Here is a 15,435-nt window from a genome sequence, read left to right as displayed (position 1 = left end):
CGACTTTTTTCGTTACGAAGTTGCTATTTTCCCGAAAAAGATTTTGCCATCGACAAAAAATCGCCTCAAAGAGAACAAAAAACCTCCGGCGGCAATAGCCGCTGGAGGCTGAAGGTATTAAGGAGCCGTCTCCAAAAACTTGGACGTCGGATTTTTGTCCATAGCCGTTCTCATCGCGTATTCGTTCTCGAACAAGGCGACGTAATTGCCCTTCTTGTCCTTGACGAGCGTCGAATTGATGCGGAACTTGGACGGATCAATCTTCTCGTCGACGATCCATCTCGCGAATTGGAACGACATCCGGTGCAGCTGGATGTCCACGCCGTATTCGGCCTTCATCCGATGCTCGAATACTTCGAACTGCAGATGGCCGACGACGCCGAGAATCGTCTCGTCGAAGCTTCCCGTGGAGTAGAACACTTGAATCGTGCCCTCTTCGGTCAGCTGGTCCAGACCTTTCTGATATTGCTTATGCTTCAGCGCGTTCTTGACCGTTACCTTCGAGAAGATCTCCGGCGAGAACGTCGGAAGCTCGTCGAATTCGACCTCCGAGCCCTGCGACAGCGAATCGCCGATCCGGAAGATGCCGGGATCGAACAAGCCGATGATGTCGCCTGGATACGCCATCTGCACGATATCGCGGTCCTGCGCCAGAAATTGCTGCGGCTGGGACAGCTTGATCTCCTTCTTGTTGCGGACATGCTTGACGGCCATGCCGCGCTCGAACCGGCCGGAGCAGATCCGTAGGAACGCGATGCGGTCGCGATGCGCCGGGTTCATGTTCGCTTGGATCTTGAACACGTAGCCGCTGAACTTCTCGTTCGTCGGCTCGACCGGTCCCGCCGTGCTATTGCGCGACGTCGGCTTCGGAGCCAGCTGCAGGAAGTTCTCAAGGAACGTCTGCACGCCGAAGTTGTTCACGGCGCTTCCGAAGAAGATCGGCGTCAGCTCGCCCGCGCGCACCTTGTCGTAGTCGAACGGATCGCCGGCCACGTCAAGCAGCTCCAGCTCGGAGATCAGCTGATCGGTCAGGAAATCGCCGGCCATCTCGCGGATGATGCCGTCGTTGTAGTCGTCTACCTTGCGTACTTCGATCGTCGAATGGTCATTGCCCTGGAATAGCTCGACCTGGTTCTTCATCCGGTCGTAGACGCCGCATAGCTCGCGGCCCATGCCGATCGGCCAGTTCATCGGCACGGAACGGATGCCGAGCACCTGCTCGAGCTCTTCCATCAGCTCGAACGGACTTTTCCCTTCCCGGTCGAGCTTGTTGATGAACGTGAAGATCGGAATGCCCCGCTTGCGGCAAACCTGGAACAGCTTGATCGTCTGCGCCTCGACGCCCTTCGCGACGTCGATCAGCATGACCGCGCTGTCCGCCGCGGTCAGCGTGCGGTACGTATCCTCGGAGAAGTCTTGGTGACCCGGCGTATCCAATATGTTGACGCGGTGTCCCGAATAATCGAACTGCATGACGGAGGACGTAACGGAGATGCCCCGCTGCTTCTCGATCTCCATCCAGTCCGAAGTCGCATGGCGGCTTGCCTTGCGCGCTTTAACGGATCCGGCCTCCCGGATGGCGCCCCCGAACAGGAGCAGCTTCTCGGTCAGGGTCGTTTTGCCGGCGTCAGGGTGGGAGATAATCGCGAACGTGCGTCTCTTGTCCACCTCTTGTTTGATTTCATCGCTTAATGATTGACTCATGCGTGCCTTCCCTTCGTTCGTTACAGATATAGAATAATGCGGAAACGGGACAAAAGCCTGCACGCTGCAGGCTTTTATCAAATGAACGTCTATATCATTGTACCTTATTTTCCGCTGTTCGTAATCCAGATGACGTTGTCTTCTTCCTGACCGTTCACCGGCCACCAGTGGAAGCCTTCTTCGTCAAGCAGCTTGCTCGCTTCCTTCGGCCCCCAAGAGCCTGCCGGGTAGAAGCTCAGATCGCTTCTGTCTTCACGCCAAGCCTGCGCGATTCGGTCGACGAACTCCCATGCGTGGGACACTTCGTCCCACCGGGTGAAATAAGTAGAATCGCCGCGCGCCGCGTCATGGATCAGCCGCTCGTAAGCCTCCGGCGTGTTGATGCCGATTTGGCAGCTTTGGCAAAATTCCATCGATACCGGCTGAACCGCGTTATCGGACCCAGGCTTTTTGGCGTTGATCTTGATGTAGATGCCTTCCATGGGATTAACGCGAATAACGAGCAGGTTCGGAGCCAAGTCGTGCTTCTGCGCGAACAGCACGTTCTGCGGCATCGATTTGAATTCGACGACGACCTCCGTCGTCTTCACCGGCAGCCGCTTGCCCGTCCGAATATAGAACGGGACGCCTGCCCAGCGGAAGTTATCGACGAATACCTTCGCCGCGAAATACGTCTCCGTCATCGATTCCGGATCGACGGAGTCTTCCTCGCGATAGCCCGGAAGCTCCTTGCTGCCGACCGTTCCCGCCGTATATTGGCCGCGCACGACGTTTTTGCGCACTTCCTCGCTGGAAGCGTACCCTCTTAGCGAACGGAGCACCTTCACCTTCTCGTCGCGAATATCTTCGCCGTGAAGACGGCTCGGCGGCTCCATGGCAATCATCGTCAGCATCTGAAGCATATGGTTTTGGCCCATGTCGCGCAGCGCGCCGGATTTGTCGTAATACCCGCCGCGTTCCTCGACGCCGACCGTCTCGGATAACGTAATCTGCACGTTGGCGATATGGTTATTGTTCCACAACGGCTCAAAAAATGCGTTCGCGAATCGGATAACCTGGATGTTCTGCACCATTTCCTTGCCCAGGTAGTGGTCGATGCGGAAAATCTCTTCTTCCTTGAATACTTGATTCAGCTGCTCGTTCAGCTTCTGCGCGGACGGCAGATCATAGCCGAACGGCTTCTCGATCACGAGACGATGCCAGCCCGGCGATTCAAGCATGCCGCCGTCCCGAAGGTTGAACGACACCGGTCCGAACAAGGAAGGCGCCAGCGCCAAATAGAACAGACGGTTACCTGGAATGTTGAATTTCTTGTCGAGCTCCGTGGATAAAGCATTTAATTCGCGGAATCCGTTTACGTCGTTGATATCGAGCGACATGTAGACGAAATGCTCCGCGAACCGGTTCCACAGCTCCGCCTCGTTTGCCTTGTACCGGCAGAACTCGTTAATGGATTCGTACAAATCCGAGCGGAATTGGTCGTTCGTCCGGGGACGGCGGGCCAAACCGACGACCGCGAAATTCTCGGAGAGCTTGCCTTCTTTATATAAACTGAATAATGCCGGGAACAGCTTGCGGCGGGCGAGATCGCCCGTCGCGCCGAACAGGTAGTAGACGGCGCCTTCCGGCGAAACGGTTTCAAGCGAGATATTGTCAGTCATACGCCTCATTCTTTCTCAGGAATTTTTTAGGTTCTCTCAAGATTTACATGTTATGTAGTTTAGCATATTCAGGGTTAATAAGCCATTGAGCCCGTCATAAAAAATACTAATTAAACCTGCAACTTCTTCTGATTACTGCTCATGCTCGCCGTCTTCCTGAGCATCCGCGAAGACCGATCCGAACTCTCCGGTCAGCAGCGGTACGCCCACCGTAATCTCGGCTTCGTCCCGCTCCGTGTTCGGATGGACGGCAATTTGCATGTTCGCGCTCCGGCCGTTCCCCATCGGCTGCGATAACCGGAGTATGGCCGACCGGAGAGTCAGGCTGGTCGTCCTTCCATCGTCATAGCGCTCGACCTCCTTGCCTTGCGCAAGCCGTTCGATTCGGCGGCCGGCTTCTTCCGAAGCCGCGTAACCATGCGTTTTGATGCTTGGCTGCAGATCCGGCGTCACGGCCTCAAGCAGCTCCGCGACAGCGGCTGCAGAGGCATCCAGCTCCTTCAGCGTCAACCCGCTTCCGCCCTTCCGGTCGAGCAGGACCATCAGAACCTCGCCTTCCTCCGTCTGCTCCGCCCGATGAACCGAGATTCTCGCTCCGCCGTAAGCCGGAACCTCGCCGTGAACGGATAGCCCGCCGTTCGTTACGGTTTTGACGAGCTCGCGCCCCTTATCGTCCCGGAAGATTGTATCGACCAGCTCGTCGAAAGCCTTGGCGTTATTTGTCTCCAGCCTCCATCTCAAGTGCCAATCGGAAGCTTCGGCTCCGCCGTTTAAGGCCGCATCGGTCCATTCCCATAGCTTGCCCAGATCATGCGACATGCCGCTATGCGCCGATTCCGATTCCGGTTTGTTCATCAGCAGCGCGGCTACGATGAGCAGCAGAAGCAGAACGAGCGCTCCCGCCACGCTAACGCGCTGCTTCCTCGGCGAGGAGCCGCGCCGCTTCGGGACCGTTGTCCCGCTCCATCCCTTATTCTCCGGCATATACATTCGTCTCGCCCTCCGTTCGGTATGGATACACGTTCGCCCAGCCTTATGAATACACTGATTGCAATTCGAATGCAGGGGGTAATATCGATATGGAACAAATCTATCCGCTTCGGGAGGACGTTATCTCCCGTTTTACCGGCGCGCTCGTGTGCGTCATCTACAAAAACGGCTTTCGGCAAATCGCCATTCTGAACGGCTGCCGAGGAGGCTATATCGAGCTAGGCGAGAATCCGTTCGATCGGCGAATGAGACCTTTCTGGCATGCCGATCCTTCGCTTGAGAAATCGAACGCAGAGCCAGAGACGGCCAAGACATCTGAACCAGCCAAAAAAACAGCGTCCCGCAAAGGCAAATCCGTAAAAGCCGCATCGCGGCAAAATAAGCCGTCCCCTACTAATTACGCTGCTTCGCCCCGGAATCCTGCCTTATCCGCATCGTCCGAAGCGTCCGCGTCAACGCAAAAAATCGCCCTGGACGACATCCTTTTTCTGGTTCACCTCACCTAGCTCGCACGGAGCGACAGAAAGGGCCTCACGTGGAGTGGGCCGTCTATTCGTTCGAGCCGAATCGCCAGGTTCATACGGCGCGTTTCGCCAGTCTTTTTGCAGCGGATGAGCTAATCTTTTTCTATTATGAACAAAGTTTAATAAAGGGGAGAGCCATCATGATCGGTTATACCCGCTCCATCCGCGGCATTGAGAGGTCGGCAGCGTACGCAAGAACGCATCCCGTCAATCGTTACGCCGCCTACCGGCTAACATCGTTCGAACGGACGGCCCCCGTGCCGCAGCAGTGGAGCTTGGACATTTATCAAAAATCATCGGAGAGCGTATACGTTTGGCTGAAGACAGCCGGCGAAGGCCAGAAGCTTCTCGCGGATCTGATGTCGCAGCTAGGAAGAAACGGAGGGGTCGGCAGCAAAGACCAATTGAACGCAAGCGTTCAAACGCTCGTAGAGGCGCTCAATCGATGGGAAGGCGTATATCGGGGGTATGAGCGGTTACTAAGACCGGAAATTTGGGAAGCGTTGGAGCTGGCGATGAGGCATCCTGGGATGGAGGGGCTTGGTATCGTACGCCGTGAGCCGGCGGAGTCCGTCAATACGGAAGCATTCGAGCGGGAATCGGCGTTCGGGAAGGATCCCGGCTACGCCCAAACGGAATCGCTGCGAAGACAGCTGCTCGGCTCGGAGGGTCTGCTCATGAGCTTGAAACGCGCCTTGTCTTACGCGGAGCAGTTTCCTCCAATCCGTCTGCTGCAGCTGCCGTTCGCCACAGCCTACCCGTATGCCATGTATTACGGCGGAGCGCAAGCCTACCTCCCGCTCCCGCCTCGCGGCACGATCATGAATAAATACGTTTGAGCAGAAGAACCTTCACCAGCTCGCCAGCCGCCGCTCCGCGCGAGCCTGACGGTATTACGGCCAGACCGTCCGATTCGGCGAGGGACGCCATCATGCTGGATTTGCCGAACGCTAACACATCCGCATGCACGCGGCCGTCCTTACCGAAACGAAGCTTCGACCGGACGTAGCGCGTATGGGGGCTTCCTTTGCCGAAGTCCGCGCCGAGAACCGCTGTCACGGAAGCCGGGACGGGAGACGGCTCGCGCTGCATCGCGCGAATCGAGGGTCCCGCGAACAGCTCGAAGCCAACGAAGCAGGCGCCGGGATTTCCGGACAACGCAAGGACAAGCCTCCCATTGATCAGCGCCGCGGAGGTCGGGCTTCCCGGCCTCATGGAGACGCGGTTGAACAGCAGCATGCACTCCCCTTGTTGCTGCGCCTGCACCCATTGCGTATTCACAGCTGAACCCTTCTCCAAAGGCGAATCTGCTTCCAAGGACGAACTCTCCGAGGAAGAACGAATCTCGAAAGTTGAATGACTTGCCAAGGATGAATGACTTTCGAAAGACCACTGACTCGCCAAAGACGTGGCTTCCGCCGCACCTTCCTCCGGCTCCTTCCACTCGTCAAGCTCCCGCAGCAATTCGGCCATCGCGTCGTAATCGCCTACGGACACGCCGCCCGTCGTAATGATTAGGTCGGCTTCCGATGCCGCATCCGCCAAAGCCTTGCGTACCGCCCCCGGCTCGTCCGGCAGAGTCCCGCATAGCAGCGGCTCCCCTCCGCTCTGACGAACGAGCGCCGCGATCATGGCGCTGTTGCTGTCGCGGATTCGCCCCGGCGCAAGCGGCGCCTCGACGGGCAAGAGCTCGCTCCCCGTCGCGAACACCGCCACGCGCGGGCGCTTGTACACCGGCACGGCGGCATAGCCGAACGTGCCGAGCAGCGCGACATGGCCCGGCGTCAGCAGCGCGCCGGCCTCCGCGATCAGGCTCCCGTGGCGGAATTCCTCGCCTCGTGGCGCCACGTTCTGGCCGGGGCTCGCGACGGCTTTCACCAGCACCGCCGCCTCGCCCCCGGCCGAGGCCTCCGCGGTCTGCTCGAGCATCACGACCGCGTCGGCCCCCTCGGGCATGGCCGCGCCGGTCATGATGCGCGCGGCCGTGCCCGGCTTCACGGTCGCGAGGGCGAGCTCGCCCGCCGCGACCGCTTGCGTGACGCGCAGCGTCGCCGGGGCCTGCGGCGACGCCAGCGCCGTATCTGCCGCGCGCACGGCGTAGCCGTCGAGCCCCGCGCGCGCGAAGGGCGGCCAGTCGCTCGTGGCGCGCAGCGACTCCGCGAGCCGGCGGCCGCCGCATTCCGCAAGCGGCGTCAGCTCGCTTGCGGCTCTACCCGCAGCGGCAAGCACGCGCCGCTGCGCCTCGCTCACCTGCAGGGCGCGGCGGTTCCAGCGCCCGTCCCTTTTATTTTCTCCCGTTTCCGAATCGAACCCCACTTCTCTCTCCCCCACTCGCGCAACAACCATAACCATATTTTGACCTATTGTATCACAGGCCCGGCAGGGGGGAAGTGATATTTTTCATATCCCGCGCATTCATGGAAACAAGCGATTATGCTACACTAGCTTACATCACCATTAGCGTTTCCTAAGGAGGAGCCTTTCCATGCGCGCGAAGCTGATCATCCAATTCGTCGGATACAAAAACACCGGCAAAACCACATGGGTTTGCCGGATGACGGAAGCCTTTAAACAAGCCGGATATAAAGTCGGAACGGTGAAACATGACGCCCACGATTTCCAGATGGACAAGCCTGGTACGGACACTTGGAAGCATCAAGAAGCCGGCGCGGACGTTACCGCTATTTCCTCGTCTGAACGCACCGCCATCATCAAACGCAGACCGGACCCGCTAGATTCGCTGATTGCTTCCATAGAACGCGATGTAGACATCATTCTTGTCGAAGGCTTCAAGACGGCCCCGTATCCCAAGATCGTCTGCGCGAAGGAAGTCGGACATCTCCGGCTGCTCGAGACGACAACCCGCCCCCTCGCTCTCGTCTGCTGGCCGGATCTGTGGACGGATCAAGACGCCTTGTCGTCCCTCGACCACGCACTGCCGAAATTCGCTTACGATGATTACGCCTCCGTGTTCCGGCTGATGCAGTCCTTGATAGACGCGCCCGAACTCGGCTAGCCTATTCGGCCAGTCCCTGACGATGCGCGTAGATGGCCGCCTGCGTCCGGTCCTCCACGTGAAGCTTGTTAAAGATGTTGGTGACATGGAACTTCACCGTCTTCACCCCGATAAACAACTCGTCGGCGATTTCCTGATTGGACTTGCCTTGCGCCACCCGAATCAGGACATCCATCTCCCTCTCGGTCAGATCGTCGTGGAGTCTTGCTTGCTCCTGCTGCTTCGGCGCGCGGAACCGGTTCATCATTTTGGCCGCGACCTGCGATTCCAGCACGGATTGACCGCGCGACGCCGCGCGGATCGCCTCGGCGATTTCGCTCGCCCTCGACGTCTTGAGCAAATAACTGAATGCCCCGGCTTCAATGACGGGATATATCTTGCTGTCGTCGATGAAGCTTGTGAGCACGATGACCTTGCAGTCCGGATGGGTCTCAAGCAGCTTGGCGGTCGTCTCGACGCCGTCCATCCCATCCATAACAAGATCCATCAGCACCACGTCCGGTTTGTAGGACTGCGCCAACCGGATGCCGTCCATGCCGTTGCTGGCCTCTCCTACCACTTCGATGCCTTCCTCCGTATCGAGCACGGCAGCCAGACCTATTCTGACCATTTCATGATCGTCGACTAATAGTACCTTAATCGGTTCCTCCAAGATTAACGCCTACTTTCCTGTATTCGTATAATGGCTTTTCAATTAAACGTTCACGGAATGCCCCTCCATCGGCACCCAGAGATGAATCGTTGTCCCTTCTCCCGGCTGCGAAATCATCTGCAGCGCTCCTCCCAGCTCATTCACCCGCTCCTCCATCGTGAGCAAGCCGTACGAGGTCTGCTTCTTCGCCTCCAGATCAAAACCGATCCCGCTGTCTTGCAACGTCATATGAACCTTGTTATCCAGCCGCATCAGGCGTATCCGCATGCTGTCGGCCTTCGAATGCCTAAGCGTGTTGGAGAGCGCTTCTTGGGCGATCCGGAACAAATGATCCTCGGCCTTCGGCAGCAGCACGATCGATTCGTCGACCTCAAGCACGATCTCCATGGGCACTTTCTGCTTGAGCTCTTCTACAAGCGCGGAGAGTGCCTGCCCCAGGCTTTTCCCTTCCAAATGCACCGGCCGCAAATGAAGCAGCAGCGCCCTCATCTCCGACTGGGCGACGGCCGCCATCTCTTCGATCAGCTGCACTTGGCGCTTAGCCCTCTCCCAATCTCGTTCGATCGTCCGGCTGACGGCCGTAGCGGTCATCGATATCGCGAACAACTGCTGGCTGACCGCATCGTGCAGCTCGCGGGCCAATCGCTGTCTTTCCTCTATAACGGCCGTGAACCTTACCTTCTCCGTCCAGCCCGGATCGTCCTGGCGATGCTCATCCTCGCCGTCCGCGCCCGGATCGTCGTGGCCAATCGTTACGGGATAATTCCGTTTGCGCTGCTGCTGTTCGCTTAGCTTCCTGATTGCTTCCTTGAGCTTGGAGTTTTGCAGGTAGCCGTTCACCGCAGCCGCCGCCAAGCTTGCTCCGACAAAGCCGAGTCCGATGACCGCCCATTTCCCTTGCAGCAGGAACAGCTCGATGACATCAAGTCCCTGCAGCAGAATGACAACCAAACAAACGATAATTAGCAGCCACAGGAACGTTTCGATAATATGACGACGGCGCGCTGCCTTGGCTTGCTCCGCTTTGGCCTGCTCTGCGCCTTTCTTGTCTTGCTCCGCTTGCATCCGCCTACAGCTCCCTTATGTAGCTGCTTATGACCTGATCCTCTTATACATAAGCAGAATTGTTCTTTCATTTCTTATAAAAAAGCCAAACGCATGAAAGAGCAGACCGATAATCGGTCCGCTGCCTCCATACGCTCGTCTAGGTTATTCCTTGTCGGCTGTGCTGGATGCCGTACCGTTCAGCTTGTTCTTCAGAGCTTCCAGCTGCTCATCCACTTTCATGCGCTTCTCGATATCGGAGGCGCTAATCGGCGTTGTGCCGCCTGTGCTGTACGAGTACGGACCGCGAGCGACTTGCGCTTCCGCTTCCAACTGCATAATTTTCTCTTCCATGCGGTAGAAGCCGCGGGAAGCCGTTCCGCTGTCGATCGTGTGGTTCGCGCTCAGCTGCGCCATTTGTTTTTGCGCTTTCGCTACTTGAGCGCGGGATGCCAGTTCGTTGCGCTTGTTGCGAAGCTGGTAGAACTCTTCCTTCATGCCGTGCAGCTGCTGCATCAGCTCGTCAGCCTGCGCTTTTGCTTGCGCATGAAGATCCGTGTATTCAACAACCTTCTGGTCGAAATATACCTTCTCCTCCAGCAGCTTGCGAGTCAGCTCTTCTTGACCAGCGCGCAGCGCCGCTTCCGCCTTTGATTCACGGTCAGCCGCATTGCGTACGGAGTCGTCCAAACGCTGCTTCATGCGGCGCTCGTTTGCCATTTGCTTCGCTACCGTTACTTCCGCTTGGTGGATTTCGGATTCCATGTCGCGAAGGTATTGGTTCAACATCACGACCGGATCTTCCATTTTGTCGAGTACCTCGTTAACAGATGCTTTCGTCATATCTTTCATTCTTTTGAAGATTCCCATAATATTATTCTCCCTTCTCCTGTTTCGCAAGTTTGGCTTTCAATTCTTCGATTTCGCGTCTAAGCGCTTTTTTCTCCAAGTCGTCCATCATGCTGTCGAACTGCGATCCTGCCGCCGGATCCTTAGCAAAGCCTGGATCCCAATTCTCCTGTGGTTTATTCGGGTAGGCCTGGAACGGACCTTGATTAAATCCGCCTTGTTGTCCGTATCCGCCGCTGTATCCATTACCGAAACCGTTCCCTGGTCCGTTGCCATATCCATAAGGTCCGAACGCGCCGTATACCGGCGGCTCCTTCGGCACGACCAAACCGGCGATGATATAGATGAAGATAACCATGCCGCTCGATAGAACGGTAATGACGATGAGCAGAATACGAAGCAGCGTCGCGTCGACGTTCAGCATTTCGCTTAAACCGCCGCATAGGCCGAGTATTTTTTTGTCCCGTCTAGAGCGATATAGTTTTCTCAAGACGACCAGCCCTCCTTCTGCAGCTTACGTTTTAGATCTTCGAGCTCGCGCTCGATTACGGATTTCACTGTATGGCCCACATTGTCGCCGAACTCTCTACCCATTCTGCGAACATCGCGCAGGCTTCTTGCTTCCTGCTCCAGGTCATTGATTTGATCTTCCATTCGGCGGAACATCGAGCCAGGCTGAGGACCGTTAACGCCGCCTTGGAATCGGTTGTTCAGGCGCTGCTGAAGTCTGATCGACTCCATACGGGCCGCATAATATTCGCGTTTATCGTATACCGTTTGGTATTCGCTTCTCATCTCGCGAAGCTGCTCTTCCAAGTCCAAGGTGTTCTGTTTGCTTTGCTCGTACAATTCGCGATATTGAGCTGAACGCTCCTCGCAGCTTGCTTTCTCGTGAAGAGCAATGCGCGCCATGTTTTCTTCGCCGGCTTTCAGCGCCGTCATGGCTTGCTGCTCACGCCGTTCCTTCTGAGCTTCCGCTTGCAGCCATTGCGCTCTCAAATGATTGCTATGGGCCGCATATTGCTGATGAAGCTTCTCCGCTTGAATAATCTCTTCCCTCGTCGTCCATAGAAACTGGTCGATCATGCGTACGGGATCTTCGGCTTTCTCAAGCCTTTCATTCAACGTTGCGACCGTAATGTCGCGGATCCGTCTTGCAATGCTCATCTATATATCCTCCCAACCATATTCTCTCTTCGCATCTTCAAACCGTTTAGTAGGTGCTTTTGCCCTTCTTGAACATCTGTACGCCGAACACGATCAGGCCGACCGCGAGCAGCAGCGTGAAGATGCCGCCAAGCTTGCCGAGTAATGCTATAGCACCAATCGCGATCAGGATACCACCGATAATCTTCTTATCGTTTTTCCACCCCAGCACCCCGAAGCCGATCAAGATTAACGGGAACAACAATCCGAAGATCCAACCCAAGTTAATGTTAAAAATGTTCAGTACCGCCAGCCCGCCTATGACGATTAGCAGGACGCCTAACGCCGTTTTTCCATTCATGTCCACTTCTCACTCCTCTCTTCTATTAGAAAATGCTCATTTTGTACATTGAGCTATGTGTAACGGCTCTTGCTTATGTACTTAGTATAGATCGTTCAAACCCTTGTTAAAACGGACTTTCGGCGGTTTTTGAACTGGACTTTGGTCGAGCGCCTACTCCGACCGCAGAAGCGGTTTTGGGTAAAAGTCCAGTTTTTGTGGGTTCAATCGGCCAATAGCCCATGTTAAGGTATAGCTATCAACCAGGAGGTGCATATACAACATGAAACAAAACATTTTCAAAAAAACCATCGTGGCTGGTATCGTGACTACAGCATTGTTAACGACAGGACTTGTTCCTTTTCATATAGATGGACAGAGTGGACATGCATATGCGGCAACAACAACATCGAAGTCTGCCAAGATTGAAGCAACCATTAAACTTGGCGGTAAATATATGGGCAAGCCTTACGAATTCGGTTCGAACCGCAGCACAACAACAACATTCGATTGCTCGGACTTCGTCAAGCATATCTACAAGCAAGCTGCCGGTGTCACAATCCCTGGATCGTCCGCAACACAGGCGGCATGGGTGAAGAAATATAAAGGCTCGACGGTGAAAACAAGCTGGTCAAGCCTAAAGCGCGGCGACCTCGTATTCTTTATGTCGTACAAAGGCTCCAAAGCTTCGAGCTACGCGAATATTACAAAGTCCAAACAAAAGGTTACGCATGTAGGCTTGTATTTGGGTAACGGTAAAATTCTGCATACCTACTCGAAGGCAAGCGGAGGTGTTCGTGTAGACTCTGTCAAAGGCACGCAATGGGAATACCGCATGATCTTCGGCGGCAGCGTATTGTAATGTAAAGCAATAGTAAGATTTGAAAGCGCCGAGGGAGCTACTGCTCTCCTCGGCGCTTTCTTTCGTTCCCCGCTTCACTGTGTATTGTACGGTGTATTCTGGCCCTCGTAATGATCAATTAAACTTTTAACCATAAATACTCCGACTCCTTGACTCATCATCTACCGACAATGGGAAATCATCGTAATCAACGCCGATTCAATTCTTTACGATTAGTTTGAATCCAATCATGCTCCCATATACAATATCCGTTCGATATTTCATTTCTAATGGCTGCAAGAAATGCCTTGTATGCTTGCTTTTGTCTTCATCATGGATCATGGTCAAAACTTCATCCAGCAGTTGTTGTAATCGATACAATCGTTTCTCCAGGGCGAATCCGTGCTTAGCATCTGCTCCGTATTCATGCTATGAGCCATTTCATATCGATGACATCCACATAATCCGAGATATGGTTTGTAGCTTCAGGTAAAAATTCCTCATCCATGTTCTGTTTAACGTAGGTTCAAACCTCATGGGATAACGCATGAGTGAAATCAAGCTTATGCTTGTACATATCCCCCAGTCTTCATCTGCATATGTACGAGGGAGAAGGAAGAACACCTAACGATCATTGTGTATATCTAACATGTATCGGGTAATGATGCAGTCATGTACGCAGACGTCAGCGGATCAACTTATCAACCGATTCATTAGCGATATCGTTATCACAAGAGTTAAATTATTGTTTTTAGTACAATTCTACGGGTAATCCCTAATACCTTCGTAAAACAAAAAAAACTCTTAAGATCCGATAATCGTCTCTTAAGAGTGTCTAATTCATGTGTGGTGCCGGTGAGAGGACTCGAACCTCCACGGTTTCCCTCACGATTTTGAGTCGCGCGCGTCTGCCATTCCGCCACACCGGCATTTACAACTAAAAATGGCGCGGCCTAAGAGATTCGAACTCCTGACCTTTTGATTCGTAGTCAAACGCTCTATCCAGCTGAGCTAAGGCCGCACACTATGGTTTTGTGGAGGCGCCACCCAGATTCGAACTGGGGGTAAAGCTTTTGCAGAGCTTTGCCTTACCGCTTGGCTATGGCGCCATGAATAATGGAGCGGAAGACGGGAATCGAACCCGCGACCCTCGCCTTGGCAAGGCGATGCTCTACCGCTGAGCCACTTCCGCAAAAAATGGCTGGGGATCTAGGATTCGAACCTAGGCATGACGGAGTCAAAGTCCGTTGCCTTACCGCTTGGCTAATCCCCAACATTTATGTTCTGTTTTATGGTGTTAATGGGGCGATCGATGGGACTTGAACCCACGAATGCCGGAGCCACAATCCGGTGCGTTAACCCCTTCGCCACGACCGCCATGCTACACCATATGAAATTGGCAGGGGCAGCAGGAATTGAACCCACACCAAAGGTTTTGGAGACCTTTGTTCTACCTTTAAACTATGCCCCTAAATGGTGGAGGATGATGGATTCGAACCACCGAACCCGAAGGAAGAGATTTACAGTCTCCCGCGTTTGGCCACTTCGCTAATCCTCCAAATGGTGCCGCCGAGAGGACTTGAACCCCCAACCTACTGATTACAAGTCAGTTGCTCTACCAATTGAGCTACAGCGGCATAAAAGTACTACTAGATTTAAATGGTGGCTCGGGACGGAATCGAACCGCCGACACGAGGATTTTCAGTCCTCTGCTCTACCAACTGAGCTACCGAGCCTAATGATGTTATAATGGCGGAGCTGACGGGATTCGAACCCGCGGTCTCCTGCGTGACAGGCAGGCATGTTAGGCCTCTACACCACAGCTCCACATTATATCTACCCGGAATGTCTCCGATGGTAATTGGTTGCGGGGGCAGGATTTGAACCTGCGGCCTTCGGGTTATGAGCCCGACGAGCTACCGAGCTGCTCCACCCCGCGTCATTAGCAATGCATCATGGTGGAGGATGACGGGATCGAACCGCCGACCCTCTGCTTGTAAGGCAGATGCTCTCCCAGCTGAGCTAATCCTCCATGAGCGACTTTCATATCATAACATAGGCTATTATATGATTGCAAGTCTTTTTTTGTTAAATTAGGAAATGGTGACCCGTAGGGGATTCGAACCCCTGTTACCTCCGTGAAAGGGAGGTGTCTTAACCCCTTGACCAACGGGCCTTACTGGCAGAGAGGAAGGGATTCGAACCCTCGATACGCGATTAACGTATACACGATTTCCAATCGTGCTCCTTCGACCACTCGGACACCTCTCTGTATGGCTCCCCGAACAGGACTCGAACCTGTGACAACTCGATTAACAGTCGAGTGCTCTACCAACTGAGCTATCAGGGAATGGAATATGCATTTTTCAAGGCTTGCGCCTTGAAAACTGGATACGAAAGTTTTAGCTGAATCTTTAGCTTGTTTAGGATAAGCCCTCGACCGATTAGTATTCGTCAGCTCCACACGTTGCCGTGCTTCCACCCCGAACCTATCAACCTCGTCGTCTTCAAGGGGTCTTACTAATTGGGAAATCTCATCTAGAGGGGGGCTTCACGCTTAGATGCTTTCAGCGCTTATCCCGTCCGTACTTGGCTACCCAGCGGTGCTCCTGGCGGAACAACTGGTACACCAGCGGTACGTCCATCCCGGTCCTCTCGTACTAAGGAC

Annotated in this window: 14 protein-coding genes, 16 tRNA genes and 1 rRNA gene; 4 read left to right on the top strand and 27 right to left on the bottom strand. The window is 54.7% G+C overall.

Annotated features, from left to right (window positions below; translation table 11 throughout):
• Positions 1-117 precede the first annotated feature (117 nt).
• The 3 genes from NQZ67_RS00155 to NQZ67_RS00145 form a co-directional block, all read right to left on the bottom strand.
• On the bottom strand, positions 118-1,704 hold the full coding sequence (locus NQZ67_RS00155) for a peptide chain release factor 3 (protein WP_257441753.1): 1,587 nt from the start codon (positions 1,702-1,704) through the stop codon (positions 118-120).
• Positions 1,705-1,808: 104 nt separating this feature from the next.
• On the bottom strand, positions 1,809-3,365 hold the full coding sequence (gene zwf / locus NQZ67_RS00150) for a glucose-6-phosphate dehydrogenase (RefSeq protein ID WP_257441752.1): 1,557 nt from the start codon (positions 3,363-3,365) through the stop codon (positions 1,809-1,811).
• Between the two features lie 132 nt (positions 3,366-3,497).
• Positions 3,498-4,355 carry a YwmB family TATA-box binding protein gene (locus NQZ67_RS00145; protein ID WP_257441751.1) on the bottom strand — a complete coding sequence of 286 codons (858 nt, stop codon included), beginning with the start codon at positions 4,353-4,355 and terminating at the stop codon, positions 3,498-3,500.
• A gap of 89 nt (positions 4,356-4,444) precedes the next feature.
• Between NQZ67_RS00145 and NQZ67_RS00140 the strand changes: the two genes are divergently transcribed.
• Both NQZ67_RS00140 and NQZ67_RS00135 read left to right on the top strand, forming a co-directional pair.
• Positions 4,445-4,861 carry a hypothetical protein gene (locus NQZ67_RS00140; RefSeq protein ID WP_257441749.1) on the top strand — a complete coding sequence of 139 codons (417 nt, stop codon included), beginning with the start codon at positions 4,445-4,447 and terminating at the stop codon, positions 4,859-4,861.
• Positions 4,862-5,019: 158 nt separating this feature from the next.
• Positions 5,020-5,718 (top strand): hypothetical protein, encoded by a 699-nt coding sequence (locus NQZ67_RS00135; RefSeq protein WP_257441748.1) that lies wholly within the window; start codon positions 5,020-5,022, stop codon positions 5,716-5,718.
• Here NQZ67_RS00135 and NQZ67_RS00130 read toward each other — a convergent pair.
• On the bottom strand, positions 5,699-7,195 hold the full coding sequence (locus NQZ67_RS00130) for a molybdopterin molybdotransferase MoeA (RefSeq protein WP_257441747.1): 1,497 nt from the start codon (positions 7,193-7,195) through the stop codon (positions 5,699-5,701). The two genes, NQZ67_RS00135 and NQZ67_RS00130, sit on opposite strands and share 20 nt — an antisense overlap.
• Before the next feature lie 169 nt (positions 7,196-7,364).
• Here NQZ67_RS00130 and mobB point away from each other — a divergent pair, with 169 nt between their 5' ends.
• A complete protein-coding gene (mobB, locus tag NQZ67_RS00125; protein WP_257441746.1) occupies positions 7,365-7,895 on the top strand; it encodes a molybdopterin-guanine dinucleotide biosynthesis protein B in 531 nt (176 codons plus the stop codon).
• Position 7,896: 1 nt separating this feature from the next.
• On the opposite strand, the gene NQZ67_RS00120 is transcribed toward mobB, so the two are convergent.
• The 6 genes from NQZ67_RS00120 to NQZ67_RS00095 form a co-directional block, all read right to left on the bottom strand.
• The gene (locus NQZ67_RS00120) at positions 7,897-8,550 is read right to left on the bottom strand and encodes a response regulator (protein ID WP_503636293.1); all 654 of its coding nucleotides are present in this window, start codon (positions 8,548-8,550) and stop codon (positions 7,897-7,899) included.
• A 39-nt stretch (positions 8,551-8,589) separates the two neighbouring features.
• On the bottom strand, positions 8,590-9,612 hold the full coding sequence (locus NQZ67_RS00115) for a sensor histidine kinase (protein ID WP_257441744.1): 1,023 nt from the start codon (positions 9,610-9,612) through the stop codon (positions 8,590-8,592).
• A gap of 144 nt (positions 9,613-9,756) precedes the next feature.
• Entirely contained in the window at positions 9,757-10,461 is a 705-nt protein-coding gene (locus NQZ67_RS00110; RefSeq protein WP_257441743.1) for a PspA/IM30 family protein, read from the bottom strand.
• Between the two features lie 4 nt (positions 10,462-10,465).
• Positions 10,466-10,930 carry a PspC domain-containing protein gene (locus NQZ67_RS00105; RefSeq protein ID WP_257441742.1) on the bottom strand — a complete coding sequence of 155 codons (465 nt, stop codon included), beginning with the start codon at positions 10,928-10,930 and terminating at the stop codon, positions 10,466-10,468.
• Complete coding sequence (locus tag NQZ67_RS00100) at positions 10,927-11,607, bottom strand: PspA/IM30 family protein (RefSeq protein ID WP_257441741.1); 681 nt, start codon at positions 11,605-11,607, stop codon at positions 10,927-10,929. The genes NQZ67_RS00105 and NQZ67_RS00100 overlap by 4 nt, the downstream gene beginning before the upstream one ends.
• Before the next feature lie 46 nt (positions 11,608-11,653).
• Positions 11,654-11,947, bottom strand: a complete 294-nt coding sequence (locus NQZ67_RS00095; protein WP_257441740.1) for a LiaF transmembrane domain-containing protein — start codon at positions 11,945-11,947, stop codon at positions 11,654-11,656.
• Between the two features lie 262 nt (positions 11,948-12,209).
• Here NQZ67_RS00095 and NQZ67_RS00090 point away from each other — a divergent pair, with 262 nt between their 5' ends.
• The gene (locus NQZ67_RS00090) at positions 12,210-12,788 is read left to right on the top strand and encodes a C40 family peptidase (protein ID WP_306812630.1); all 579 of its coding nucleotides are present in this window, start codon (positions 12,210-12,212) and stop codon (positions 12,786-12,788) included.
• An 826-nt stretch (positions 12,789-13,614) separates the two neighbouring features.
• Here the strand turns inward: NQZ67_RS00090 and NQZ67_RS00085 are convergent.
• The 17 genes from NQZ67_RS00085 to NQZ67_RS00005 all read right to left on the bottom strand — a co-directional run.
• Positions 13,615-13,696: transfer RNA gene (locus NQZ67_RS00085), tRNA-Leu, on the bottom strand.
• Positions 13,697-13,711: 15 nt separating this feature from the next.
• Positions 13,712-13,788, bottom strand: a tRNA-Arg gene (locus NQZ67_RS00080).
• A 14-nt stretch (positions 13,789-13,802) separates the two neighbouring features.
• A tRNA-Cys gene (locus NQZ67_RS00075) sits at positions 13,803-13,876 on the bottom strand.
• 8 nt (positions 13,877-13,884) lie between these two features.
• Positions 13,885-13,959: transfer RNA gene (locus NQZ67_RS00070), tRNA-Gly, on the bottom strand.
• 6 nt (positions 13,960-13,965) lie between these two features.
• Positions 13,966-14,040: transfer RNA gene (locus tag NQZ67_RS00065), tRNA-Gln, on the bottom strand.
• A gap of 28 nt (positions 14,041-14,068) precedes the next feature.
• Positions 14,069-14,144, bottom strand: a tRNA-His gene (locus tag NQZ67_RS00060).
• Positions 14,145-14,164: 20 nt separating this feature from the next.
• Positions 14,165-14,238, bottom strand: a tRNA-Trp gene (locus tag NQZ67_RS00055).
• A gap of 3 nt (positions 14,239-14,241) precedes the next feature.
• Positions 14,242-14,325 (bottom strand) — tRNA-Tyr (locus NQZ67_RS00050).
• Positions 14,326-14,328: 3 nt separating this feature from the next.
• Positions 14,329-14,404: transfer RNA gene (locus NQZ67_RS00045), tRNA-Thr, on the bottom strand.
• A 23-nt stretch (positions 14,405-14,427) separates the two neighbouring features.
• Positions 14,428-14,503: transfer RNA gene (locus NQZ67_RS00040), tRNA-Phe, on the bottom strand.
• Between the two features lie 14 nt (positions 14,504-14,517).
• Positions 14,518-14,594: transfer RNA gene (locus NQZ67_RS00035), tRNA-Asp, on the bottom strand.
• A 35-nt stretch (positions 14,595-14,629) separates the two neighbouring features.
• Positions 14,630-14,706 (bottom strand) — tRNA-Met (locus NQZ67_RS00030).
• Positions 14,707-14,723: 17 nt separating this feature from the next.
• A tRNA-Val gene (locus NQZ67_RS00025) sits at positions 14,724-14,799 on the bottom strand.
• Positions 14,800-14,868: 69 nt separating this feature from the next.
• Positions 14,869-14,943: transfer RNA gene (locus NQZ67_RS00020), tRNA-Glu, on the bottom strand.
• Positions 14,944-14,947: 4 nt separating this feature from the next.
• A tRNA-Ser gene (locus tag NQZ67_RS00015) sits at positions 14,948-15,038 on the bottom strand.
• Positions 15,039-15,041: 3 nt separating this feature from the next.
• Positions 15,042-15,117 (bottom strand) — tRNA-Asn (locus NQZ67_RS00010).
• Positions 15,118-15,191: 74 nt separating this feature from the next.
• Positions 15,192-15,435: ribosomal RNA gene (locus NQZ67_RS00005) — 23S ribosomal RNA — on the bottom strand; the annotation flags it as partial.

The sequence above is a fragment of the Paenibacillus soyae genome (genome assembly GCF_024623455.1).
Classification (GTDB): domain Bacteria; phylum Bacillota; class Bacilli; order Paenibacillales; family Paenibacillaceae; genus Pristimantibacillus; species Pristimantibacillus soyae.
Note: the sequence above shows the minus strand (reverse complement) of the source record. Positions and strands in the feature narration are given on the sequence as shown.